The following is a 24,017-nucleotide window of genomic DNA, read 5'->3' as shown; positions in this document are numbered from 1 at the left end:
ATATAGAGTGAGGGTTTATACTAGATGAATAAAATTCGGTTCATAGTCAGACGGGATCTCCGGAATATCTCCAAGAATAAAGCTGCACTCGTCGTCATTGCGGCGATTGCGTTTCTCCCTTCCCTTTATGCTTGGATGAACATCCTCGCTTCGTGGGATCCCTACTCCAATACGAAAGGCGTAGAAGTCGCGGTCGTCAGTGAAGACGTAGGTGCGAAAATCGAGGATAAGGAATTCAATGTCGGGGATGAAGTCATCGTCTCGCTGACCAAGAACGATGATCTAGGCTGGCAATTCGTAACGAAAGAAGAAGCGTTAAAAGGCGTGAAACACGGCGATTACTATGCTGCGATCATCATTCCGGAAGATTTCTCAGAGAATTTAAGCAGTATCGTAACCGATGATATTAAGAAACCATCATTGGATTATTATATTAATGAAAAAATCAATGCGATTTCCCCGAAAGTAGCGGGCAAAGGTGCATCTGCTATTGTAGAAAATATCGATAAAACATTTGTCGAACAAGCGAATGAAGCAGTCCTCAAAGTATTCAATAATCTCGGAGTAGAAATTGAAGGAAATCGAGTGAATATCGAAAAGCTACGGGATTTAATTTATCAATTGGAGTATGACATTCCTGAAATTTATTCGAAATTGCAGATGGTAGACAAAGGCTTGGATTTTGCCGATTCATCTATCGACCGCGTAGATGTCGTGCTGGACGATGTCAATACCGTGCATGCCAATGCGAAAAAGTTGAACGCACGCCTGATCAATAAGTTGCAAGAGAATGAAAAGGCTGTGGATCACACATTGCGCGTCATTACGTCTAACTTGGAGAGTGCACAGACGGCATTTCGCAAAGTACCTAATTTGACGAGCGAACTGTCAGGCAAAGGGGAAGACGTCGATCGTATTGTCGATTCGCTACGTGATAAGCAAGGCAAGTTGGAAGATACGAATGCGCGTTTAGATGATATTTACGATTATTTGAAAAAACAAGATCAGAATCTCAAAGACTCTACAAATATTAAAGATTTGCAAAGTACTTTGAATGATAGCGTCACAGATTTAAACCGTCTGAAAAAGAATTTGGAAACGATCATTTCTACTTTGCAGAGCGGTAACAATCCAGCGACTGATTTAATTACGCAAACACAAGCGTTGTCGGACAAACTCGCTGAAGATATGGAAAAAATCAAAGGTAATTACGAAAATGTATTATCACCGCAAACTCAAAAGCTCATGAAGCAGTTGAATGAGCTTTCCGTAAATATGACGAGCATATTAGATCGCGCGACTGAAATAAACAGCAATGCACAGAAAGTCGTTCAAAGCTTAATCAGTAAGCGTGAATCTATTGACTTCAGTAAATACCAGGAGCAACTCGACACTATGTCTACTGCGATAGAAAGTCAGATTGGTAAAATGGATACAGTCATTTCTGTTTTAGAAGCTGCAAGTAAAGTGACAGGCAGTGACAAACTTGACGGTCTGCAACAGAGATTCATCGCGTTACGGGATCAATTATCGTCGACCAAACAAGCCATTGATAAAGTGCAAGCTGCTATCAATAGAGGAGAGAAACCGAGCCTTGAGTTGTTGAATCAACTAAACGGACAGCTACAGGCAAGTCAGCAAAAGATTGTCGATGCACGCAATCAATTCGATGCGAATAGCCAAAAAGCAATTCAAGATGCTATGGAACAACTACAAACTTTCGATGAAGGACTTCGCGATCGGTTCAATGAACTTCAAGCCTCAAAGACAGAAATTGATGAGAAACTTGCTGGATTGCTAGAAACAGCGGAAGATCCCAAGGTGACGATTAGTGTACTTCAAACGATGGTTGACCGAATCGATAACGGACTTACAGCAATTGGCTCCATCCAAAACGGATTAACGGATCTTGGGAAATTCATTCATTCGGATACACTGTCCAATGAAATCGAACGAATCAAAACGGTTCAAGATAGTCTGACATCTGCCCATTCATCCGTGGACGGCTTAGTGGGTCGAATCAATGAATCGAAAGCGAACGGCAAAAAGCATTTGGCTGAAGTCAATCGTGTATCGGGAGAATTGGATCGTTCAGTTGGAGAGGCTATCGATTTCGTCAATAGTGATTTGACGAGAAAGTATAAATCCGCGATCCGTGATGCAACGAATGCATTGTATGATGTATCCGACGTATTGGATGAAGTAAACGGACGGATTCCACGTCTGCGGACTGCGCTTGAAAAGGCAGAAGAAGGCGTGGCACTTGGCAAAAAAGATTTGGCGAAAGTGCAACAACAATTCCCAGAAGCACGAGACACAATTGAAAAGTTGGCAGAAAAGATCCGCAAGTTAGAAGAAGACGGAGACTTGGATAGATTATTGGATGTTCTCTCAACGGACCCAACAGGCGTCAGTAAGTTTCTCGCTGAACCCGTCGTCTTGAATGAACATGCGTTATATCCGATTCCAAACTACGGTTCAGCCATGAGCCCGTTCTACACGACACTTTCATTGTGGGTCGGTGCGTTGTTGATGGTATCCACGTTGAAAGTCGACATTCGAGAGAAGACACGATTTAAAAACTATCAAACATATCTTGGACGATTGATTATATTCGTTGGGATTGGCACGATTCAATCATTGATCGTCACGCTCGGTGAGTTATTCATCATGAATGTCTACGTCGTCAACAAGTTGCCATTTGTATTATTCGGTGTACTGATCAGCGTCGTATTCGTTACCATCGTCTACACACTCGTGTCCGTATTTGGAAACACCGGGAAAGTCATTGCGATCATTTTAATGGTCATGCAACTCGGTGCATCAGGGGGCACATTCCCCATTCAAATGGCACCTGAGTTCTTCCAACAAATTTCTGCATTTATGCCATTTACGCATGCGATCACCTTATTGCGTGAATCTATTGGTGGGATAATCTGGGGAGTCGCGTTGAAACAAATTCTTTATTTACTTATCTATTTCGCATTGGCGTTAGGTGTTGGGCTTGGATTGAAGAAGTTTTTCAATAAATCGAGTGATAAGTTTATGGAGAAGGCGAAGGAGAGCAATATTGTGATGTGATGAATAGGTAGATAGAAAGACTGCGCTGGGGGTCATGTTAGTTGTGACGGCTTCTTGGTGCAGTCTTTTTTGGGGTTTGGGGAGGTGGCGGGGGAGGGGGACGCAGTGGGAGTGGGAGTATGGGGAAGGACCGCGCTATTCGGAGCGTAAACCGCGCGAAAGTTGAGGAAGACCGCGCTATTAGCAGTTTAGACCGCGCTGAAGTCGTAAAACATCGCGCTATTGACGCTATGAACCACGCCAAAGTCATCCATCATCGCGCTATGGACTGCTTTATGATTGTAGATTTTTACTCGTTGTGACGGCTTCTTGGTGCAGTCTTTTTGTGTGGTTTGGGGAGGTGGCGGGAGAGGGATTGGGTGGACGGGGACGGACCGCGCTATTCGGAGCGTAAACCGCGCCAAACTTGAGGAGGACCGCGCTATTAGCAGTCTAGACCGCGCTAAAGTCGTCCAACATCGCGCCATTGCCGCTATAAACCGCGCCAAAGTCATGCCACACCGCGCTATTGCCGCTTGAAACCGCGCCAAAGTCATGCCACATCGCGCTATTCAGCTACCTATCATTGAAAGTTCTACTTGTTTTGATGTCCCATTCAAGTGCCACGTCATAAATGGCCAGCAAAAATGAGGAAAGTTCACTATTTCGTCAGGTCAACATATTTATTTTCATCAAATATGGCGTTACATGAATACATTTCAACTCAACTTTTCAATTTCATTACCCAAAATGCTAGTAGAATTGAAAAGTGCCCCTCAATTTAACACTGAAATTCAAAAAACACACAGATGTTCTCAAATGGTTACCTCCTTGTTATACTTATAGGAACAAAAAAGGGGGTAATTTGTATTGATTTATAAGCAAAGGAAAGTTCCTGAAATTTTAGTTGGTCAGCAATTGTTGCTAAAGAGGCTACGTCCTAACCATCCGAACTTTTTGAAGTTACAGAAGGACTGTTACAACAGCCAAGCTGGGTTTGGTGGTGAAAGAGATTTCGATTATCAGATGCGGGAGTTTAAACCAGATTATCCGTATGCCATTCTTCATGATCTATATCTTCAGCATGATCACGTATATTTTCAAATCGATTCGCTATTAATAACACCGAGTGCCATTATAGTTTTTGAAGTGAAAAACATGGCCGGTAAACTTTTTATTACACAGAATCCTACTCAGTTTATTAAAGAAGAGTTGAGTGGCAATCGTTTGGTTTTGAAAAGTCCAATAGAAGAGTTGGAAAGAAAAAAGTATTTTTTGACACGGTGGTTGAAAGATCATGATATCGAGTTACCGCTTCTGGATTTTGTAGTTCTCGCTTATCAAAATGAAATTGTTATCGAGAATTTGGCAACCGACAAAGTAGTGTTTGCTTATGAAGTGCCCAATAGATTGAGGAGGTTGGTAAATCAACAAACTATTTTATCTAATGAAGAAATTCGTCAACTAGCTCATCAACTCAAAACCCATCATCGAGCTTTTCAACCATATCCACTCTATAAGAAGTATGAAGTAAGTTTGTCTGATATACAGTCTGGTGTTTTTTGTACGTCTTGTCAGCACTCCCAAATGACTTGGCTGTCAAAAACGTGGAGATGCCTTCATTGTGGTCATCGTGATCTCAAAGCTCACTTTCCTGCACTACAAGATTGGTATTGTATTTTTGGACCCCATATAACAAATAATCAACTACGCCAATTTCTATCCATAAATAGTCGACACACTGCTCGCCGTCTTCTGACTACACCAAATACTAGTGTTACTGGAAGCGGTCGCGCAGCAGTTTATCGTATTTCATCCGATATTCTCCTCACGAATGAATTCATCCATAGCTAAAAATTAATTATAAGTATCTTTTCTTCTGTGTAATGAACGTAGAAATAAGTATTCAGCCGCGCTATTAAGGCTGAAGATAGCGCTAACTTATGAGTTAATCGCGCCATGTTAAAGAAGAAAAGCGCCATTAGGCACTAAGACCGCGCTACTGTTGAATAACACCGCGCCAAACTAGTCTAATACCGCGCTATTATGCATAATCGGCTCAACAAAAAGAGCAGTTCACCTATTCGAACCGCTCTTTCAATCTTCATTCTATTTACATCAAATCCCAAACGGTCTTGATAATCTCATCGCATTTCACAAATAGTGAACTCTCTAAAACAAATGTATGCAGAGTTCCATCTTTTAACTCAACCGTAATTCCATTCGGCACAATACCTAACACGTAGGAAGAATCAATATTATTGATGTCGGCAATATTGAATTCCAAAATATCTCGTTGGAAATGCATATTGCGTGGCTGGAAAATGAAACGCTGATTGGTGATAAATAAGTTTCCACTGACGTAATCTATACTTTTACGCAAGTCCACAGGTAATTCATATTGAACTTTTTCGTTTTCCTGAGAATTCGTCATGCAGATCTCTCCTCTATGGATTTTATCTATGACTCTATTTTCATTTTACCTCTATAGATATGTATAGACAAGACATCTAGGTTTGCTTAGGCGCTCTATTGCCCGTGCTATCTGCTCAATCAATGTCCGCGCGCACTCAATGTGCCGGCTTAAGTGATCTATCACCCGCGCTATCCGCTCATTCCACCCCAACACCTGCTCTATGGCCCGCGCCACCCGCTCAATTCACCCCAACGCTCGCTCTATCTAACCCAATATTCGCTCAATAAACCACGCCCGAAGCCAAAATTACTTCTCTATTGACACTAAAAAACTCCGTCTGTTATCATTATGTGTAACCGGTACCACATAGAACAGAATGTAGGTGAAATAGTTGGCAAATATACGGGATGTGGCTAAAGCTGCTGGGGTTTCAGTAGCGACTGTTTCACGCTATTTGAATAATAAAGGATACATAAGTGATGAGGCGAAACGCGTGATTGCACAGGCGGTTGAAGAGTTGAACTATCAGCCGAGTATGATTGCGCGTTCGCTTAGTACGAAACAATCTACTTTTATTGGCTTGATTGTTCCGGATATCGTCAATCCGTTTTTCCCGGAACTGGCGCGTGCAATTGAAGATGTTGCGTTGGCATACGGATACACGGTGATTTTGTGTAACTCGGATGAAGATTTGGAGAAGGAAATAAATTATGTGAAGACGTTGCAACAGAAATATGTGGCGGGTTTCATTGTCGCGACGAGTCATGCGGAAGCGGAACATTATATAGGGCTGGATATTCCCATTGTCGCAATTGACCGGAGAATTCATTCATCGATACCGTATATTGCGACGGATAACCGAGAAGGTGCTCGGATAGGAACGACGCATTTATTGGATAGCGGCTGTACAAACATTCTTTGTATGCGGGGGCCTTCCGGATTAGGTCCTGCAGATGATCGATTTGCTGGGTTCAATGATGCGGTGAAGGGGGAAAATATACATACACATATTATTGAATGTCCATTCCAGTTTGATGTAGCGGAGACCATGGTGAAAAAGGTATTGGCAGAAGTATCGATTGACGGAATTTTTGCGAGCAGTGATGTGACGGCAGCAGGCGCAATGAAAGCTGCATATTCAGCAGGTATTCATGTACCCAGTCAGCTTCAAATCGTTGGATATGACGGAACGATGCTTGCGAGCCAATTAACGCCAGGCTTGACGACGGTAGCGCAGGACTTATATAGAATTGGTGCGATGGCGGCGAGGATGTTGATTAAATTAATTGAAGGGCAAGAGTTGACGGAGCGTGAAGTACTAATTCCGGCAGAGTTGCTTATTCGCCAAACAACGAGGAGTGAGGCATGATGATAACGGTAATTGGTAGCGCTAATATGGATTTGGTAGTGGGCACACAGAATTTCCCAGATCAAGGAGAGACGGTTCTTGGGAATGTGTTCGATACCGTGCCGGGTGGGAAAGGTGCGAATCAGGCAATTGCTGCGGCGCGACTTGGCAGTGAAACGCATATGGTAGCTTGCGTAGGAAATGATCTATTTGGAACGAGCATTGTGAATAACCTTCAACAGAATCAAGTCGGCGTCACCGGTGTAGGTACTGTAGACGGAGCTTCTGGCATTGCGAATATATTGCTGTCAGAAGGAGATAATCGGATAATTGTCGTTCCGGGTGCCAATTCTATGTTGATGCCAACTCACATTGACGAGGTAGAAGACCTGATCAAGCGCAGTCAATTGGTCATGCTTCAACTTGAAATTCCGATACCTACTGTCATCTATACATTAGCAAAGTGCCAAGCGCTAGGAGTTCCCGTTATATTGAATCCAGCACCGGCAAGCGGGTTCGAACTTGACATGATGCCTTCCATTACCTATTTGACGCCGAATGAAACGGAATGTGAACAGATCTTCGGCATGGATATGGTCAGTGCATTGGAAAAGTATCCGAACCGTTTAATTATCACGCTGGGTAGTAACGGTGCACGATTCTTCGATGGAGAAAAACACGTCATCGTAGAAAGCTTTAAGACGAATGCTGTGGACACGACAGGCGCTGGTGATACGTTTAACGGAGCACTTGCACATGGGATTGTAGTCGGAATGAATTTGGAACGAGCAGTTCGTTTCGCGAATGCGGCAGCTTCACTTTCCGTAGAGAAGTTCGGCGCACAAGGTGGCATGCCTTCATTTGAAGAAGTGGAAGCGCGTTTGGAGGAGAGACGATGAAAAAGCACGGCATGATCAATCGCGATATTGCGGCTGTGCTCGCCAAAATGGGTCATACCGATCAATTGACGATTGCAGACTGTGGTCTGCCGATTCCTGAAGGTGTTCCGTGCATCGATCTTTCTTACACACTAGGAAAACCAGGATTCACAGAGGTTTTATTGGAACTTATGAAAGACTTTCAAGCGGAAAAAGTATATATTGCAAGTGAAATAAAATTGGAGAACCCTGCAGTGTATAGTGAAATAAAACGACTAGAATGCCCGATAGATGAGCTAACGCATGATCAATTAAAAGAACAATCAAGACAATCGAAAGTTATTATTCGTACAGGAGAGGCGACACCTTATGCCAATATTATCGTACAGTCAGGCGTCATATTCTGAAAGTGGGTGTGCAGAAATGATTGCGATGAGCGGGATATCGAAAAGTTTTAATGGGAATAAAGTACTCGACAATGTGGAGTTTACTGTAGTCAAAGGAGAAATCCATGCGCTCATGGGAGAGAACGGTGCAGGGAAATCGACGATGATGAAGATTTTGACAGGGATTTATACGCGTGACGCAGGAGAGATCACGGTCAAAGGGAAAAAAGTAGAGTTCAAGAACGCCAAGGAAGCTGAAGCAGAGGGAATTGCGGTCATTCACCAAGAGCTTAATATTTTACCGGACTTGACAGTTGCCGAGAACTTTTATTTAGGTAAAGAAAAGACGTTCGGCAAAAGTGGGATTTTGAAGACGAAAGAAATGAATCGTCAAGCGGAAGTAACTTTATCGAAGCTAGGCTTGGATGTCGATGCACGCACGATCACTCGTGAATTATCCGTTGGTAAACAGCAGATTATTGAGATAGCGAAGGCGGTTTCTTCTAATGCTGAATTAATTATTATGGATGAGCCAACTGCAGCATTGACAGACCGTGAAATTGAAACGTTATTTAAAACCGTTCGAGCATTGCAAGCAGAAGGTGTTTCATTCGTTTATATCTCACACCGAATGGAAGAGATTTTCGCAATGTGCGACCGGATTACGATTTTACGAGATGGACAATACGTTGGTGTACGGAATATAAAAGACACGACGTTTGAAGAAATCGTACAGATGATGGTCGGACGTGAGCTGGGCGAACGATTCCCAGCGCGTGCATGTGAAATCGGAGATGTGAAGCTAAAAGTAGAAGGCCTCGCGCGTGGTGACCATTTTGAAGACATATCGTTTGAAGTGCGAAAAGGTGAAATTGTCGGTATTGCTGGATTGATGGGTGCCGGTCGTACGGAAGTGATTCAATCGATTTTCGGCTTTAAGAAACCGACTGCGGGTAAGATTTTCATTGATGGCAAGCAAGTAGTTATTTCGAATCCGCTACAAGCGAAAAAGCTAGGTATCGGATATGTCACGGAGGATCGGAAATCGGAAGGGTTGATCCTTGATTTTTCGGTTCGGGAAAATATGTGCTTGACCAACTTCAATCGGATTTCAAATTCTGGAGTCATTCAACGAACGAAAGAGAAGCAGTTGTATGACACGATGTCTAAACGTTTAGGCGTTCGTACATCTGGACCTGAACAGATTGTCAAGTCGTTGAGTGGCGGTAACCAGCAAAAGGTAGTCATCGCAAAATGGCTTGGAATTGAGCCCGATATTCTGTTTTTGGATGAACCGACAAGAGGTGTCGACGTTGGGGCGAAGAAAGAAATTTACAGTATCATCAATGAATTGGCTGAGCGTGGAGTCGCAATTGTGATGATTTCTTCCGAATTACCGGAAGTAATCGGTATGGCAGACCGCGTGCTCGTCATGCACGAAGGCCAGATGATGGCGGATATACCGAAAGAAGAAATGACACAAGAACGAATTATGCATTTTGCAACAGGAGGTGACAAAGTTGTCCAAGACTAATATGAAATCGTCATTACAGAAATTAGGACCGGTTATCGGCTTACTATTGATCGTAGTTATTATTTCAATTATGAGTCCGAGTTTTTTAACGATGAACAACTTGTTCAACGTATTGCGTCAAGTTTCCATTAACGCATTGATTGCGTTCGGGATGACGTTTGTTATTTTGACCGGTGGAATTGATTTATCAGTTGGATCGATTCTCGCGTTAACCGGTGCCGTGACCGCAGGTATGATGTCAGGCGGCATGGATCCAATTTTAGCCATGCTACTCGGCGTATTACTAGGTGTGCTACTCGGTGCTATCAACGGTTTAATCATTGCGAAAGGGAAGGTCGCACCATTTATCGCTACACTCGCGACGATGACGATTTTCCGTGGATTAACTTTAGTTTATACTGAAGGTCGACCGATTTCAGGACTTGGCGATTCATTTACATTCCAAATGCTCGGAAAAGGATATATTTTCGGCATTCCAGTTCCGGTCATCACAATGGCAATCTCCTTTGCAGTGCTGTACTTTATATTGAAGAAAACGACATTCGGACGCCGTGTGTATGCCGTCGGTGGTAATGAAGAAGCGTCACGTCTTTCGGGGATTAATGTGGATCGAGTGAAGATTTATGTCTATTCATTAGCAGGCGGTCTGACGGCCATTGCGGCATTAATTTTGACATCGCGCTTAAACTCGGCACAGCCTACAGCGGGTAATATGTTTGAACTCGATGCGATTGCGGCCGTTGTACTAGGTGGGACTAGCTTGACTGGTGGTCGCGGTTGGATTGTTGGCACATTGATTGGTGCTTTGATTATAGGTGTTTTAAATAATGGGTTGAATTTGATTGGTGTATCCTCTTTCTTCCAACAGGTTGTAAAGGGTGCAGTAATATTAATCGCGGTACTCTTAGATCGCAAAAAAACAGCATAAGGAGATGTGAATGTAATGAAAACTATCAAATGGTTACTACTTATGGCAGTCGTTCTCGTATTGGCTGCTTGTTCATTGGATCAACCCGGCTCGAAATCTTCATCAGATGAAAAAGGCAAGGCTGGAAAAGAAAGCGACAAGGCGTATAAAATCGGTTTTTCCATATCGACACTAAACAATCCATTCTTCGTGACATTGAGTGAAGGTGTGAAGGAACAGGCGAAGGAATCTGGATCAGAAGTAATCGTTGTCGATGCACAAGATGATGCGTCTAAACAAGCAAGTGACGTAGAAGATTTAATTCAACAAGGTGTAGATTTGCTCATTATCAATCCTACAGATTCTGAAGCAGTGGTCTCTGCAGTGAAATCGGCAAACAGTTCCAACGTTCCGGTTATCACGGTAGACCGTAGAGCAGAAGGTGGAGAAGTGGTTTCCCACATCGCCTCAGATAATAAAGCGGGCGGTGTGTTAGCTGGAGAATACATGATGGAGTTACTTGGCGAAGATAACCCGAAAGTGGCAGAGCTTGAAGGCATCTCAGGTTCATCCGCGGCGCGTGACCGAGGAGCGGGCTTTAACGAAGCGGTAGACGGCAAAGTAAATATCGTGACGAAACAAACAGCGAACTTTAACCGTGCAGAAGGTTTGACGGTAATGGAAAATATTTTACAATCGAATCCAGATATTCAAGGCGTATTCGCGCATAATGATGAGATGGCGTTGGGTGCATTAGAAGCTATTCAGTCCACTGGTAAGGATATCGTGATCATTGGATTCGACGCAACAGACGACGCGGTCAAATCTGTCAAAGATGGTAAGTTGTCCGCCACGGTTGCACAGAAGCCCGAGGAAATTGGGACGAAGGCAATGGATGCAGCAGTATCCATACTTAACGGTGAAGAGGTAGACGCAGATATTCCTGTTGATTTGGAATTAATTAAAGAGTAATTGTGAGTTTTTGTTTGAGGGGAGCTCTCTGGCCAAGTTTTTTGGCTGGGGAGTTTTTTTGTGTTTTTTGAGGGGGTGTTGGATGGGGATAGAGCGAGTACCCCGTGGGATAGAGCGTTTGCGGTCCTCTATAGAGCGGATAACTCGTGGGATAGAGCGTTCGCGACCGGCTATAGAGCGGATATCCCGTAAGATAGAGCGTTCGCGGTCCTCTATAGAGCGGGTAACTCGTAAGATAGAGCGATCACGTGCCCATATAGAGCGGAAATCCCGTAAGATAGAGCATCCGCGGTCCTCTATAGGGCGGATAACCCGTGAGATAGAGCATCCGCACAATCTTGTATCCAAGTTACGTCGTATAACATTCAACAGTGTATAAAAGGAGTGTTGTTATCATATGCATGTAATGTAAACCCTCATCGTTTTATGTGAACTATATAAATTAAATGGACAATCTGTTTTGGTTTCTATGCAAGGACCTTACATTTAGTAAAATGAATCTCCCTGTTATGCAATACACATTGAATAGCAGGGAGATTCATTCAAAGGAGAGTGTTTAAATGAAAGCATCCACATTTTCAATTCAAGCAGGTAGAGTAAATAATAATCTACAAGTTTTAGGGAGAATAGGGAAAATTGGTTCCACTGGTGTCTCCAGACTTGCACACTCACCTGAAGATAAAGAAGCGGTGCTCCATGTAAAAAAGTATATGGATGAAATCGGTTTACAGACGGAAATTGATCAATTTGGTAATTTAATCGGGAGAATGGATGGCGTAGCGAATGATGCTCCAGCCTTAGTAATGGGCTCACATATTGATTCACAACCTTATGGTGGAAGATATGATGGGGCGCTTGGAGTAATCGGGGCGATTGAAGTATTGGAAACGCTGCATGATAAGGGGATAAAGCCTGAAATCCCCATTATGATATTTGCCTTTGCTGATGAGGAAGGCTCACGATTCAATAAAGGCTTATTTGGTGTAAGAGGCGTGTTAGGTAAATTAGAGGAGGGAGAGCTCGAACGAAGGGATAAGAATGGAATGACGAGGCGAGAGGCGCTCATTGAATTTGGTTGCGATCCGTCAAAGTTTCAAGAATCGTTGATTGACACTTCTACCATAGCGGCATTTTTAGAGCTTCATATTGAACAGGGACCGATTTTGGAAGCGAAAGATGAGCCTGTTGGAATTGTTACCGGTATTTCAGGCCCTTTGTGGTTGACGGTTGAAATGGAAGGCATGGCGGGTCATGCGGGCTCTGTGCCAATGCCAATGCGTCAAGATGCTTTAGTGGGTGCAGCTAAAGTCATTGTAAAGTTAAATCAGTTAGCTCAAGAAGTTCCAGGAGCACCCACAGTGAGTACAGTCGGAAGTATGCAAGTGTTTCCTGACTCTCGCAATATCATTCCTGAAAAAGTCACGTTTACAGTGGATTTGCGGGATATTAATGAAAGTAGACGGGATCATATTGAACAAGCTTTCCTTCAGGAACTAGAGAACATTGCAGATGAACATAGCCTGTCTTATAAGATCAGTGAAGATACACGAAGTGAACCTAGATTTTGTCATGAAAATATCATGCAGATCATGAGAGAAGAAAGTGCTGACATGAATTTAACCCCACCAGAATTCATGAGTGGTCCATTTCATGACGCGCTTGAAATGTCCTATGTATGTGACTACGGTATGATTTTTGTTCGTTCAAAAGATGGGATTAGTCATAACCCGAAAGAATATAGTTCACCAGAGGATATTGCATTAGGAGTGGAGTTACTTTATAAGACTGTTTATAGAATGGCTTGTCAAAAATAATTAGTCACAAAGAATATGGCGAATGGAGGGATTGGATGAGTAAAAAGAAGTTCACTACTATTTATATAATGATCGTTACTATTCCTTTTTTATTATTAATATTTCCTTTATTTGAGATAGCAAACCGAGCAACTCCTATTATTATGGGACTACCTTTCTCATTTTTCTATATTATTCTAGTAATCTTAATCACATTTTCAGGGGTTTTGATTTTGTATAAATTTGATCCAGAACATCAATTTGAAGAAGGTGATGAATGATGGAGCATTGGCAAATTGCATTAATTATTATGATTAGCTATTTAGTCATCGCATTGGTTGTTGGAGTGTGGGCAGGTAAAGGTCAAGATTCCAGTTCACTCGATGAATTTGCCGTTGCAGGAGGTAAGTTAGGGTTAATCGTCATGTGGTTCTTGATGGGCGGAGCTGTATTTAGCGCATTCTCATTTTTGGGCGCGCCTGGTTGGGCTTATGAAAAAGGAGCTCCTGCATATTATATTATTATCTATACAGCATTTGCGATACTACCTTGGTATATTATAGGACCTAAAATCTCTAGAATCGGAAAGAAATTTAATCTGTATACATTATCTTCATTTTTCAGGGTTCGTTATAGAAGTAAGACTCTCGGCATAATAGTTGGTTTACTTGCATTATTAGCTTCCATTCAATATTTGGCTACCCAGTTAACAGGAATGGCACACATCTTTAATATCATGACAGAAGGAAGAATTCCATTTTGGCTCGGAGCTCTTCTCGCATACGGAATTGTTGTTATTTATGTGGCGACAGGAGGGCTACGGGCCGCAGCTTGGTCTGACGTATTCCAAGGGTTACTCATGATTATTATTTCATGGGTTGTAGGAATAGCGATTGTGAATCAGTTACACGACTCGATGGGAGTTATGTTTACGAATATTGCAGCTGAAAACCCTGGATTCTTACAAATAGGAAAAGAAGGATCTGCTATGGGGACGATACCCTTTACAACAACAATTTTAGTATCTGTAATAGGATTCTTGATGTGGCCACATCTATTCACGAAGTCCTATGCATCCAGCCCCAAAGTCATTAAGAAAACAGTTTTGGTTTATCCGATCTTCGCGCTATTCCTAGTCCCTTTATTGCTGGTTGGATTTGCAGCTAAAGGCATTGTAGATGCGAACTTGATTGAAAGTGCGGATCAGGTACTCCCATTTTTGATCACTACTGTCATGAATCTGCCGGGATGGGTGTATGGACTAGTTGGCGCTGGTGCACTAGCAGCTGCCATGTCGTCCGCTGATGCGATTACGCACAACGCCACCTTGGAAACGACGGACGGTGTGATTCGTACGATTTTCAAAGATTTATCCGATAAGACCGTTTTAAAGATTATGCGTATAGGTGTATTCGGTATCGGTGGATTGGCTTATATTATCACCGTTTTCGGAGGTCAGGGATTAATTGTCTTACTTTTAGGAGCTTACGGCGCTATTGTACAGTTTGCACCAGGAGTTTACAGTGCTTTGTATTGGCGTGGCGCAACGGCTAAAGGAGTTATCAGTGGATTAGTAGTGGGGGCAATGTTGAATTTCTATTTCCAACTAGTTGCAGACACTACACCATTAGGCATCCACGCTGGAATTATTGGATTGATTGCTAATGTTGTCATTATGATTGTAGTAAGCCTACTTACAAAATCAGATACAAGCGAGGAAGAAGACACGTATATTCGTAGCTAATCAATACATGTGTAGTCAAGTACAGAGAGGTGATCTATAGTGCATGCAGATATAGTATTTACTAATGGAGAAGTGATCACAGTCGATAAGGATTGCTCCATCATGGAAGCGGTAGCAATAAAAGATCATACAATCATTGGCGTCGGTCAGATGGAGGAAGTTGGAGAGTTTATTGGAGAAAACACGAAAGTTATCGACCTGGAAGGAAAATCCCTTCTTCCAGGTTTCATAGATCCGCACTTACATTTAACTATTTATGGAACGAACTTGCTCGGTATTAACTGTGCAAGTGTTGAAATCGATTCGTTGGAAATCTTGTATGAGAAAATGAAAGAGAGAGCGGAACAAACTCCAAAAGGAGAGTGGATCCGGGTTACAAGCTTTAATGAAAATGCTGTTAAGCAAAAACGTTTCCCTACCATACAAGAGCTGGACGCTATATCTGCTGAACATCCAATCGTAATTATTCGAGTTTGTAATCATACGTCTATCGTAAATAGCAAGGCATTGGAACTTGCAGGTATCACATCGAAGTCTGAAAATCCTACAGGCGGTGAGATAGAGCGTGATGTACATGGTGAATTAACAGGTAAAATGATTGAGAATGCACATATGCAACTATTTAATGTAGCAGATTATAGTGCAGAAGAAATTAAAAAGGGACTGAAATTAGCGTCACAGATATTTGTGGAGTCCGGCATAACCAGTTTACATGATGCAGGCAGTTATGGCTGGGGACCAGATATTTTAAAGCTAATGAAAACAAGTATAGATTCAGGTGATGTGAAAAACCGAGTGTATGCTCTCATTGGATCATTGACGGATTCAGAATCTTTCATCCGACATATGATCGATGAAGGTGTGGTGACGGGAGATGGCGATGAATGGTTTAAAATTGGACCCGCTAAACTCTTTACAGATGGCAGCAGTACAGGACCTACTTTATCCACAAGAGAACCATATGATAGTGATCCGACAGATACAGGCATACTTTATTACGACCAGGAAAGAATGAATGAAATTTTAGGAGAAGCACACAGCAAGGGATACCAAATTACCGCGCATGCACAAGGTGATCGGGCGATTGAAATGGTGTTGAATTGTATTGAAGAGGCGCTAGAGAAACATCCACGGACAGATCATCGTCATCGAATTGAACATGCCGGAATAGCTAGCAAGGATCTACAGGAACGGATGAAGGAGTTAGGAGTTGTCGTTATTCCGAATCCCGCTTTTATGTACGTGAATGGTGATAGCTATCTTGAATTTTACGGCGATCGTGTACATGTGATGTTTCCAGCAAATGACTATTTGGAAAAGGGAATACCTTTTGCATTTGCCTCTGACACGCCTGTAGTAGATCATAATCCTCTTCTCGGTATACATGCGGCAGTGAATAGAAAAACTATTTCCGGACAAGACGCTGGGATTTATCAGAGAGTGAGTGTGCTCGAGGCCATCAAAGCCTATACCTATATGGGTGCTTATGCGAGTTTTGATGAAAAACAAAAAGGGAGTATTGAAGTTGGGAAATTAGCAGATTTGGTTGTGTTAGATCAAAGTATTCTATCAGTCGATAGTGAGAGCATTAAAGATCTGACTGTGGAATTGACGATGATCGATGGGAAAATAGCGTATGAAAAGCAGTATAGTAATAGGAAATAAGATGTTTTATTAAAAAATTTGCATACTAGTTTATGGAAATACCAGCCATTCGATATTTTCGAATGGCTCTTATTATGGAGAAATACGATGCAAAACCATATAATACTCGCATTGGATCCTAAAGTAATTCTTTAACGTAGATCGGTTGACAGCAAATGATATGCAAGACATAGTGACTAAATATTTTTATCACTACATAACAGTATGTCCAATGTATGATTACCTAGTTATTACTATACTATATCAAGCCTAAAGAATAGAGAGTACATTGAAACGGGAGGTGAATACATGCTTGGTTTTCCTGTAGAAACATTTTGGTGGTTTGTTCCATGGCCTTTCATATGGGTAGGGTTAGCAACCATTATCTACTTTAAAATGAAAAAAGATGATGAGTTGGAAGAGAAGATGGAAAAAGACCAGAATCAAAATCTATAGTCGCGATGGGAGGGCATTCAATGAGCATGGATGGGGTAATTTTCATTATATACTTAGGGATTCTATTAACGATTGGCTTGTGGTTTTCACGAAGATCGTCCGCCTCTACAGAACAGTATTTACTCGGTGGGCGATCTCTTGGACCGGCCGTCACTGCTATGACCATGCAAACTACAGCTATGAGTGGATTTATGTTTATGGGAGCTCCAGCGATGGCCTTTAAATATGGCTGGTATGCCATTTGGTACGCGATTGGGGATGCAGGTGGATCGATTATTAACTTGTCTGTTTTAGGTAAGCGAATGAGAAGAATGTCTGAATTATTGGGAGCGCTTTCACCGATTGAATATTTGGAAAAACGTTTTGAAAGCCCGAGTGTTCGAGTGGTCGGTTCTATCATTTCCATTGTCTTTCTATTTGGATACGTTTGCGCTCAGTTTATTGCCGCGGGTAAGGCAATGTCTGCACTGACAGGTTTTACGTATGAACTGTCTCTGCTTATCGGGATTAGCGTCATTATTATCTATACTGTAGCAGGCGGATATTTAGCGGTCGCATACACTTCTTTTGTACAAGGCTTAATCATGGTTCTAGGTGTCGTAGGGATTGGTGTTCTCGCTTATTTCCATATAGGCGGCCTTACGGGATTAAACGTCGCACTGAAAGCTGTAGACCCTACGTATTTGAGTATTTGGGGTAAAGATCTAGCCTACTATGGTCAATGGGGGATGGTGCTCGGGGCAATACTCATTTATTCAATTGGATATATGGGACTTCCACATGTTGTAGTTCGCCATATGTCGATGAAGAGTACGAAAACAGTAAAAGGTGCAGTTATTATCAGTGCTCTATGGAATCAATTTTTCATCTTTGTACCATATATTCTAGGTATGATCGGGATTATTTTACTCCCCACTATTGCTGATCCAGAAATGATTATTACAGAGCTAGCGTATACGTTATTCCCTGGAATTTTTGCGGCATTATTGCTCTCAGCTATTATGTCGGCAGTAATGTCCACTGCAGACTCTATCTTGATGCAAGCAGGCTCTATTCTTTCACGTGATGTCTATCAACGTTTCATCAACAAAGATGCTAGCCCCAAAACGATGATTCTTGTATCAAGACTATGCATTCTATTGGGAGGAGTAGTAGGAGTGGTAGTAGCCATTTATGAGCCACCATCCGTATTTGCCTTGGTTTTGTTCGCTTTTGGTACACTGGGGAATGCTTTTTTAGTTCCGTATGTTGCTTCGGTTTACTCGAGAAAAGCGAATTATATCGGTTGCTTATGTGCAATGATTGGCGGTGCTACAACAAATATCATTTGGACTTCCATGGGGTTAGAAACTTCTACAGGACTTCATCCGTTCTTGGCAGGTTTACTAGTATCTCTGTTAGGCATGCTCATCGGAAGTCGATTTGGTCGTAAACCATCAGATGAAATACTGACAGCGTTCGAACAGTCCAGAAAAAAACGTGTATTCTCAAAAGAATTTGACCGCAACATTACACGTGACTTGGCACCCGAAGCTAACAATGTATCTAAGTTTTTGGCAGATAATAAATAACTTACAGGAGTAGGTACTTATGGACGCTATATTGCTACAAGAAATCGAGTTTACTAAAGAAGAGGTATTGCTAGGATTGCAGCAATACGAAAAAGAAACGTATTTTCAAATCCAAGATATTATTTACTATCCTTATTACTTTTTTGAATATCAAGTGAGTGCTAAAAGCTTGCTGAAATTTAAGGGGAAGGCAGCTTGTACAATCGATGGGCTTGGTGGAAGAGGGGCGATGGTGGATGTTCGGCCAAGCTTTTCGAGAAAGAAAGTGGAAGTGGGTCGGTTCCCCGAGTTGGTGATTGAAGAGGAAGAAGCGATTACTATGGCTGAAAGATTTATTTTTGACAATGCTTCTTCAAAAGCTAAGTTTGTTACGATGCCTAAAATCACAGAAGTTCAAAGGAATCTCTTTTATCGACCATTTTGGATAACAGATTTCAAGTTGGACAATAAAAAATCAGGGCAACTCATAGTGGATGCGATTAGCGGAAGCTATCATCCGTTATGACAGGATCGACGGTCAAAGTTAAAAATGAAGTCGTATACAGCCACTCTTCGCACAATGCAAGCGAGCAGTGACTGTATACAGGTGGGGATGATATTTACAGTAAAACTTGTTTGGCCATTATAGCTACTTCAAGTGCAATCCGATTTAATGGGGACATAAAATTCTCCCCCATTATAGATTCAATCTTTTCGAGTCGATGGTACAGTGTTTGTCTGACGATAAATAGACGATCTGCGGTTTCTTTTTTTGAACCGCCACATTCAAGATAAATACGGAGCGTTTCGAATAAGTTACTGTCGTTCTCTTGATCGTAATCAATTAGGTCTTGTAGATAATCTTCTACATAGTTATCAAGGTTTCCTTGTTCGTTGAGAAGAAGTAGTAGTCTATAGATCCCTAAATCTTCATAAAAATCACTCTCAAATGCAAACTTTTGTTTAAGTTCAGCCACTCTTTTTGCTTCTTTATATCCTTCTTTGATGTGTGAATGGTTATGGTGAACTAAACTGATACCAAATTTATATTCCCGTTCGTTAAAGAAATGGTCATTGTCCATGGCTGTTAACTGTTCGGTTACTTGAGTGAAACGATTCAAGTCTTTTACATGTGTCCCCGAAGCGATAAACGATGCAATAATTGTAATTTCATTTTTAGTTACAGAGATAGTTGGAAAGAAACTATGTCGTTTAAAGACAGAACGAATCATCATAGATTGTTGTAAGCGGATTTCTTCCCAACTGTTTTCATCTATAGTGGTTTCATTCGTATCCAACTGAATGACGAAGATTCTGTAATGAGTGTTCGGACTTTTCGTTGGTAAAAAGGATTGGATATCTTCTGCATCTACAGGACGGCCATGCAGTAAGTTACGCACAAATTCATCCTCATTGTATTGATTTCTCTCTTGAATAGTGCGATTCCGAAGTAATATTTGAGCAATTGCAAGGGAGGCCCTATCCAAGATTAAAAAGACAAATTCATCTTTTATTGCCTGTGGAAGGTGAAGACATAAATATCCAAGAGATTGGCCTAAACCATTGATGGGGAACAAGGCAAATGGCTGATCATCGATGGTATAGATGTCCTGTTCTAGCTTTTGCGTAGTCTTCTCACTAAGAAATTCTTTTATGCTATTTTTCCACGAAGTCGATTCAACAGGGTAGTAATAAGATTTCGCATCATCGGATATAAACAACACCGTCTGATTGAACAGCGAGTGTAACTCGTGAAGAATCTTTAAGATTCCGTTTGGCATTAAACTTAACTCATTGAACCTTCTCGATAATGTATCTAACTTCGACAGCATTTCATAATGACGATTAATGATTACTGTATGTAAATCTTGTGTGATATCAACAAATTTAACGACTTTTTCGAACACGATAATTGGAAACTTTTGTGCATCTGCAAGAGTGATAATATCTTGTTGGATCTCACTGACGTACGGCCCTATTTCAACACACAGACAGGCAACTTCTAGTTCAATTAGCTGTTTTATATACTGTAGCTGTGTTGCGTTATCTAGTTGTAGATGAATGCCTGTCGTTAAGATAATTTCACCGCCATTAACTAGCGAACTAAACTCACTAACTTCTAATACGTGCGACCATTTAACTTGACGATCCAATCCGTTACTTCCAGCAATAACTTTGGCGTGCTTGAAAGTGTCGCGGGCTAAGACGTCTTGAACGGTCAAAGAAAGTTCATTCATGAAAATAGACCTCCGTATCGTCAAAAGATTATCCGTACGATGTTACACAATGTAAAATGAAAGTATTTTGATAAATTGTTAAACTATAGAAAGTAGTTTAGCTCAAGTCTTGTTGTAAAGCAAGATTAGGTGAATAGGAGGAATGAAAATGAATTCAATAGTAATAGAAAAGAAAACGCTTTCAAATTTTATTAATGGACAATGGGTAAAATCACTCACTGATAAATATGAAGAAGTGCCAAATCCGGCGACAGGCGAAATTATTGCAGATGTACCTATTTCAACTGAAGAGGACCTTCAAGTTGCGGTAGATGCAGCGAAAAAAGCGTTTTCTTCTTGGAAGAAAACAGCTGTACCGCAAAGGGCTCGTATTCTATTTAAATACCAGCAACTTTTGATTGCTCATTGGGATGAGTTGGCACAACTGATTACTATAGAAAACGGAAAAAATTATACGGAGGCTTACGGTGAAGTTCAGCGCGGGATTGAGTGTGTGGAATTTGCTTCAGGAGCTCCTACGTTGATGATGGGGTATCAATTGCCTGATATTGCCACGAACATCGAATCGGGTATGTATCGCTATCCCTTAGGAGTGGTTGGAGGGATCACGCCTTTTAACTTCCCGATGATGGTTCCTTGTTGGATGTTCCCGCTTGCTATTGCAGCAGGAAATACATTTATTTTAAAGCCTTCAGAGCGTACACCACTCTTGGCAAATAGATTAGCAGAGCTATTAACAGAAGTAGGATTACCGAATGGTGTGTTCAATATCGTTCATGGCGCAAAGGATATCGTGAACGGAATCTTAAGTCATCCGGATATTCCTGCCGTTTCATTTGTTGGGTCACAGCCGGTAGCAGAGCATGTATATAAAACAGGAACTGCCAATGGAAAACGTGTTCAAGCACTAGCAGGCGCCAAAAATCATTCGATTGTTATGCCGGATGCGGACTTGGATTTAACAGTTACTAATATTACCAATGCGGCATTTGGTTCTGCTGGCGAAAGATGTATGGCTGCTGCAGTGGTAGTTGCAGTTGGTGATATTGCTGACCAGCTTGTGAAACGCTTAGTTGAAGAAGCAAATAAGATAACGATTGGAAACGGATTAGAAGAAGGAGTATTCCTTGGACCTGTCATTCGAGATTCTCACAAAGATAAAACACTTTCATATATCGAGGCGGGGATTGAAGAGGGGGCAACTCTTGTACGTGACGGCCGCGGCGATCCATCTACTTCTGAAGGGGGATATTTCGTAGGGCCTACGATTTTTGAAGGGGTTACAACAGAAATGCGGATTTGGAGAGAAGAAATATTTGCACCGGTACTTTCAGTAATAAGAGTAGAAACATTAGATGACGCAATTGAGCTTACAAATCAATCAGACTTTGCAAATGGTGCATGTTTATATACGGATAGCTCGAAGGCGATTCGTCAATTCCGAGAAGAAATTGATGCGGGGATGCTTGGTATAAATCTGGGCGTGCCAGCGCCTATGGCATTCTTTCCATTCTCCGGCTATAAGAAGTCATTTTATGGGGATTTACATGCAAACGGCCGTGATGGTATCGAATTCTACACACGTAAGAAAATGTTAACTGCACGCCACGAATATTGATAAAAAGGGAGGAAAGATATTGAAAACTGTACATGAACAAGACCGGGATAATAAAAAGAAAGTAACAGAACAAAATCGGGATAAAGTTTGGCATCATATTTCAGCATACAATGAAAAAAATCCGCCGATGATTATTGAAAGCGGGGAAAATGCTTGGATTACAGATCATGAAGGTAATCGGTATTTAGATGGTATGTCAGGACTATGGTGCGTCAATGTAGGCTATGGAAGAGAAGAGATAGCAAAAGTAGCCTATGAGCAAATGAAAAAACTTTCTTATGTACCCATGACACAAAGCCATGGACCGGCAATTGAACTAGCCGCCAAAATAAATGAAATGCTAGGCGATGACTATAAGATCTTTTATTCAAATAGTGGTTCAGATGCGAATGAAGTAGCATTCAAGCTTATTCGTCAGTATCACCAGCAAAACGGAGAACCTTCCAGATATAAATTCCTCTCTCGTTACCGTGCATATCATGGAGGCTCAATGGGAGCGCTATCCGCTACAGGTCAAGCTTTGCGAAAATACAAGTATGAGCCGCTAGTGCCAGGATTCTTACATGTAGCACCTCCAGATAACTATCGAAAGCCCGAAGGAATATCGGTCGAAGATTATAATATCCAACGCGCTTTGGAGCTTGAAGAAAAAATTATTTGGGAACAAAAAGATACGATTGCAGGAATTATTATGGAGCCGCTCATTACAGGGGGAGGAATCTTAATTCCGCATCCGGTGTACTTAGAGAAAGTCCAAGAAATCTGTACCCGTCACGGTGTCCTCTTGATCATGGATGAGGTGATTTGTGGGTTTGGACGTACTGGAAAAGCATTTGGACATCAACATTACAATGTGAAACCAGATGTTGTGACGATGGCGAAAGGTTTGACTAGTGCTTACCTTCCATTATCGGTGACAGCAATCCGCAAAGATATCTATGAAAAGTTCGATACTAGTGAAGACTACAGTCATTTCCGTCATGTCAATACGTTTGGTGGAAATCCAGCTGCGTGTGCAGTTGCGTTAAAGAACCTAGAGATTCTAGAACGCGAAGATCTTATCAATCGTGCGGCAGAACTTGGGGAGCGGCTATCGGATGAACTTGCATGCTTACAAGATCACCCGAACGTAGGAGATATTCGTAGTATTGGCTTCTTGATGGGAATTGAACTCGTCGAAGATAAGAAGACAAAAGAGCCTGCAACGAATGCACGCATGACGAAAATTATTGGAGAGTGTAAAGCGAATGGACTGATTGTGGGTCGCAACGGTGAGACAGTAGAAGGATTTAATAATGTCTTGGCACTTTGCCCGCCACTTTCTTGTACAGATGAAGATGTCGACTTCATCGTATCCGTTGTTAAAAAAGTATTTAAAGAGAATGAATAATAAGTTGTCTACCTAGTAATGATATGAAAGGTGCCTCTAGACGACTCGTGTAGCAATGAGTAGTCAGAGGTACTTCGTCTATAC

Annotated in this window: 21 protein-coding genes; 19 read left to right on the top strand and 2 right to left on the bottom strand. The window is 41.8% G+C overall.

Annotation, left to right across the window (positions count from 1 at the left end):
* Positions 1 to 24 precede the first annotated feature (24 nt).
* The 4 genes from CSV67_RS14170 (at position 25) to CSV67_RS14155 (ending at position 4,914) form a co-directional block, all read left to right on the top strand.
* Positions 25 to 3,081 (top strand): YhgE/Pip domain-containing protein, encoded by a 3,057-nt coding sequence (locus CSV67_RS14170; protein ID WP_099632253.1) that lies wholly within the window; start codon positions 25 to 27, stop codon positions 3,079 to 3,081.
* A gap of 119 nt (positions 3,082 to 3,200) precedes the next feature.
* On the top strand, positions 3,201 to 3,383 hold the full coding sequence (locus CSV67_RS14165) for a hypothetical protein (RefSeq protein ID WP_099632252.1): 183 nt from the start codon (positions 3,201 to 3,203) through the stop codon (positions 3,381 to 3,383).
* Positions 3,384 to 3,408: 25 nt separating this feature from the next.
* Positions 3,409 to 3,600 carry a hypothetical protein gene (locus CSV67_RS16705; RefSeq protein ID WP_099632251.1) on the top strand — a complete coding sequence of 64 codons (192 nt, stop codon included), beginning with the start codon at positions 3,409 to 3,411 and terminating at the stop codon, positions 3,598 to 3,600.
* A gap of 330 nt (positions 3,601 to 3,930) precedes the next feature.
* On the top strand, positions 3,931 to 4,914 hold the full coding sequence (locus CSV67_RS14155) for a nuclease-related domain-containing protein (protein ID WP_099632250.1): 984 nt from the start codon (positions 3,931 to 3,933) through the stop codon (positions 4,912 to 4,914).
* A gap of 259 nt (positions 4,915 to 5,173) precedes the next feature.
* Here the strand turns inward: CSV67_RS14155 and CSV67_RS14150 are convergent, their stop codons facing one another.
* The gene (locus CSV67_RS14150; protein ID WP_099632249.1) at positions 5,174 to 5,494 is read right to left on the bottom strand and encodes a GRAM domain-containing protein; all 321 of its coding nucleotides are present in this window, start codon (positions 5,492 to 5,494) and stop codon (positions 5,174 to 5,176) included.
* Between the two features lie 373 nt (positions 5,495 to 5,867).
* Here CSV67_RS14150 and CSV67_RS14145 point away from each other — a divergent pair, with 373 nt between their 5' ends.
* From CSV67_RS14145 to CSV67_RS14090, 13 genes are all read left to right on the top strand, one after another.
* On the top strand, positions 5,868 to 6,845 hold the full coding sequence (locus tag CSV67_RS14145) for a LacI family DNA-binding transcriptional regulator (protein WP_099632248.1): 978 nt from the start codon (positions 5,868 to 5,870) through the stop codon (positions 6,843 to 6,845).
* The gene (gene rbsK, locus CSV67_RS14140) at positions 6,845 to 7,723 is read left to right on the top strand and encodes a ribokinase (protein WP_099632247.1); all 879 of its coding nucleotides are present in this window, start codon (positions 6,845 to 6,847) and stop codon (positions 7,721 to 7,723) included. Before CSV67_RS14145 ends, rbsK begins: the two co-directional genes overlap by 1 nt.
* Entirely contained in the window at positions 7,720 to 8,109 is a 390-nt protein-coding gene (gene rbsD, locus CSV67_RS14135) for a D-ribose pyranase (protein WP_099632246.1), read from the top strand. Before rbsK ends, rbsD begins: the two co-directional genes overlap by 4 nt.
* 16 nt (positions 8,110 to 8,125) lie before the next feature.
* Positions 8,126 to 9,622: a sugar ABC transporter ATP-binding protein gene (locus CSV67_RS14130; RefSeq protein ID WP_099632245.1), complete on the top strand. Its 1,497-nt coding sequence runs from the start codon at positions 8,126 to 8,128 to the stop codon at positions 9,620 to 9,622.
* Positions 9,609 to 10,550: a ribose ABC transporter permease gene (gene rbsC, locus CSV67_RS14125; protein ID WP_099632244.1), complete on the top strand. Its 942-nt coding sequence runs from the start codon at positions 9,609 to 9,611 to the stop codon at positions 10,548 to 10,550. Before CSV67_RS14130 ends, rbsC begins: the two co-directional genes overlap by 14 nt.
* 15 nt (positions 10,551 to 10,565) lie before the next feature.
* Positions 10,566 to 11,501, top strand: coding sequence for a ribose ABC transporter substrate-binding protein RbsB (gene rbsB, locus CSV67_RS14120; protein WP_099632243.1), 936 nt, complete (start codon positions 10,566 to 10,568; stop codon positions 11,499 to 11,501).
* A gap of 560 nt (positions 11,502 to 12,061) precedes the next feature.
* The gene (locus CSV67_RS14115) at positions 12,062 to 13,315 is read left to right on the top strand and encodes a M20 family metallo-hydrolase (RefSeq protein ID WP_099632242.1); all 1,254 of its coding nucleotides are present in this window, start codon (positions 12,062 to 12,064) and stop codon (positions 13,313 to 13,315) included.
* Between the two features lie 35 nt (positions 13,316 to 13,350).
* Positions 13,351 to 13,575, top strand: a complete 225-nt coding sequence (locus CSV67_RS14110; RefSeq protein WP_099632241.1) for a hypothetical protein — start codon at positions 13,351 to 13,353, stop codon at positions 13,573 to 13,575.
* Positions 13,575 to 15,038 carry a sodium:solute symporter family protein gene (locus CSV67_RS14105; protein WP_099632264.1) on the top strand — a complete coding sequence of 488 codons (1,464 nt, stop codon included), beginning with the start codon at positions 13,575 to 13,577 and terminating at the stop codon, positions 15,036 to 15,038. Before CSV67_RS14110 ends, CSV67_RS14105 begins: the two co-directional genes overlap by 1 nt.
* Positions 15,039 to 15,077: 39 nt before the next feature.
* Positions 15,078 to 16,703, top strand: a complete 1,626-nt coding sequence (locus CSV67_RS14100; RefSeq protein ID WP_099632240.1) for an amidohydrolase — start codon at positions 15,078 to 15,080, stop codon at positions 16,701 to 16,703.
* 288 nt (positions 16,704 to 16,991) lie between these two features.
* Positions 16,992 to 17,138 (top strand): hypothetical protein, encoded by a 147-nt coding sequence (locus tag CSV67_RS16850; protein ID WP_199171330.1) that lies wholly within the window; start codon positions 16,992 to 16,994, stop codon positions 17,136 to 17,138.
* A gap of 20 nt (positions 17,139 to 17,158) precedes the next feature.
* Entirely contained in the window at positions 17,159 to 18,709 is a 1,551-nt protein-coding gene (locus tag CSV67_RS14095) for a sodium/proline symporter (protein WP_099632239.1), read from the top strand.
* Between the two features lie 19 nt (positions 18,710 to 18,728).
* Complete coding sequence (locus CSV67_RS14090) at positions 18,729 to 19,214, top strand: hypothetical protein (RefSeq protein WP_099632238.1); 486 nt, start codon at positions 18,729 to 18,731, stop codon at positions 19,212 to 19,214.
* Positions 19,215 to 19,308: 94 nt separating this feature from the next.
* On the opposite strand, the gene CSV67_RS14085 is transcribed toward CSV67_RS14090, so the two are convergent.
* Entirely contained in the window at positions 19,309 to 20,925 is a 1,617-nt protein-coding gene (locus tag CSV67_RS14085) for a PucR family transcriptional regulator (protein ID WP_099632237.1), read from the bottom strand.
* Between the two features lie 148 nt (positions 20,926 to 21,073).
* Between CSV67_RS14085 and CSV67_RS14080 the strand changes: the two genes are divergently transcribed.
* Positions 21,074 to 22,543 (top strand): CoA-acylating methylmalonate-semialdehyde dehydrogenase, encoded by a 1,470-nt coding sequence (locus CSV67_RS14080; protein ID WP_099632236.1) that lies wholly within the window; start codon positions 21,074 to 21,076, stop codon positions 22,541 to 22,543.
* A gap of 19 nt (positions 22,544 to 22,562) precedes the next feature.
* A complete protein-coding gene (locus tag CSV67_RS14075; RefSeq protein WP_099632235.1) occupies positions 22,563 to 23,933 on the top strand; it encodes an aspartate aminotransferase family protein in 1,371 nt (456 codons plus the stop codon).
* Positions 23,934 to 24,017 lie beyond the last annotated feature (84 nt).

This window comes from Sporosarcina sp. P2 (assembly GCF_002743255.1).
Taxonomy (GTDB): Bacteria; Bacillota; Bacilli; order Bacillales_A; family Planococcaceae; genus Sporosarcina.
The sequence above is the reverse complement of the archived record's forward strand: the minus strand, read 5'-3'. Positions and strand labels throughout refer to the sequence as shown.

Coding starts and splice junctions, on each gene's coding strand:
- CSV67_RS14110 (WP_099632241.1), top strand. CDS start 13,351: ATGAGTAAAAAGAAGTTCACTACTATTTATATAATGATCGTTACTATT.
- rbsK (WP_099632247.1), top strand. CDS start 6,845: ATGATAACGGTAATTGGTAGCGCTAATATGGATTTGGTAGTGGGCACA.
- CSV67_RS14090 (WP_099632238.1), top strand. CDS start 18,729: ATGGACGCTATATTGCTACAAGAAATCGAGTTTACTAAAGAAGAGGTA.
- CSV67_RS14130 (WP_099632245.1), top strand. CDS start 8,126: ATGATTGCGATGAGCGGGATATCGAAAAGTTTTAATGGGAATAAAGTA.
- CSV67_RS14150 (WP_099632249.1), bottom strand. CDS start 5,494: ATGACGAATTCTCAGGAAAACGAAAAAGTTCAATATGAATTACCTGTG.
- rbsB (WP_099632243.1), top strand. CDS start 10,566: ATGAAAACTATCAAATGGTTACTACTTATGGCAGTCGTTCTCGTATTG.
- rbsD (WP_099632246.1), top strand. CDS start 7,720: ATGAAAAAGCACGGCATGATCAATCGCGATATTGCGGCTGTGCTCGCC.
- CSV67_RS14085 (WP_099632237.1), bottom strand. CDS start 20,925: ATGAATGAACTTTCTTTGACCGTTCAAGACGTCTTAGCCCGCGACACT.
- CSV67_RS16850 (WP_199171330.1), top strand. CDS start 16,992: ATGCTTGGTTTTCCTGTAGAAACATTTTGGTGGTTTGTTCCATGGCCT.
- CSV67_RS14170 (WP_099632253.1), top strand. CDS start 25: ATGAATAAAATTCGGTTCATAGTCAGACGGGATCTCCGGAATATCTCC.
- CSV67_RS14165 (WP_099632252.1), top strand. CDS start 3,201: ATGGGGAAGGACCGCGCTATTCGGAGCGTAAACCGCGCGAAAGTTGAG.
- CSV67_RS14080 (WP_099632236.1), top strand. CDS start 21,074: ATGAATTCAATAGTAATAGAAAAGAAAACGCTTTCAAATTTTATTAAT.
- CSV67_RS14105 (WP_099632264.1), top strand. CDS start 13,575: ATGGAGCATTGGCAAATTGCATTAATTATTATGATTAGCTATTTAGTC.
- CSV67_RS14115 (WP_099632242.1), top strand. CDS start 12,062: ATGAAAGCATCCACATTTTCAATTCAAGCAGGTAGAGTAAATAATAAT.
- CSV67_RS14095 (WP_099632239.1), top strand. CDS start 17,159: ATGAGCATGGATGGGGTAATTTTCATTATATACTTAGGGATTCTATTA.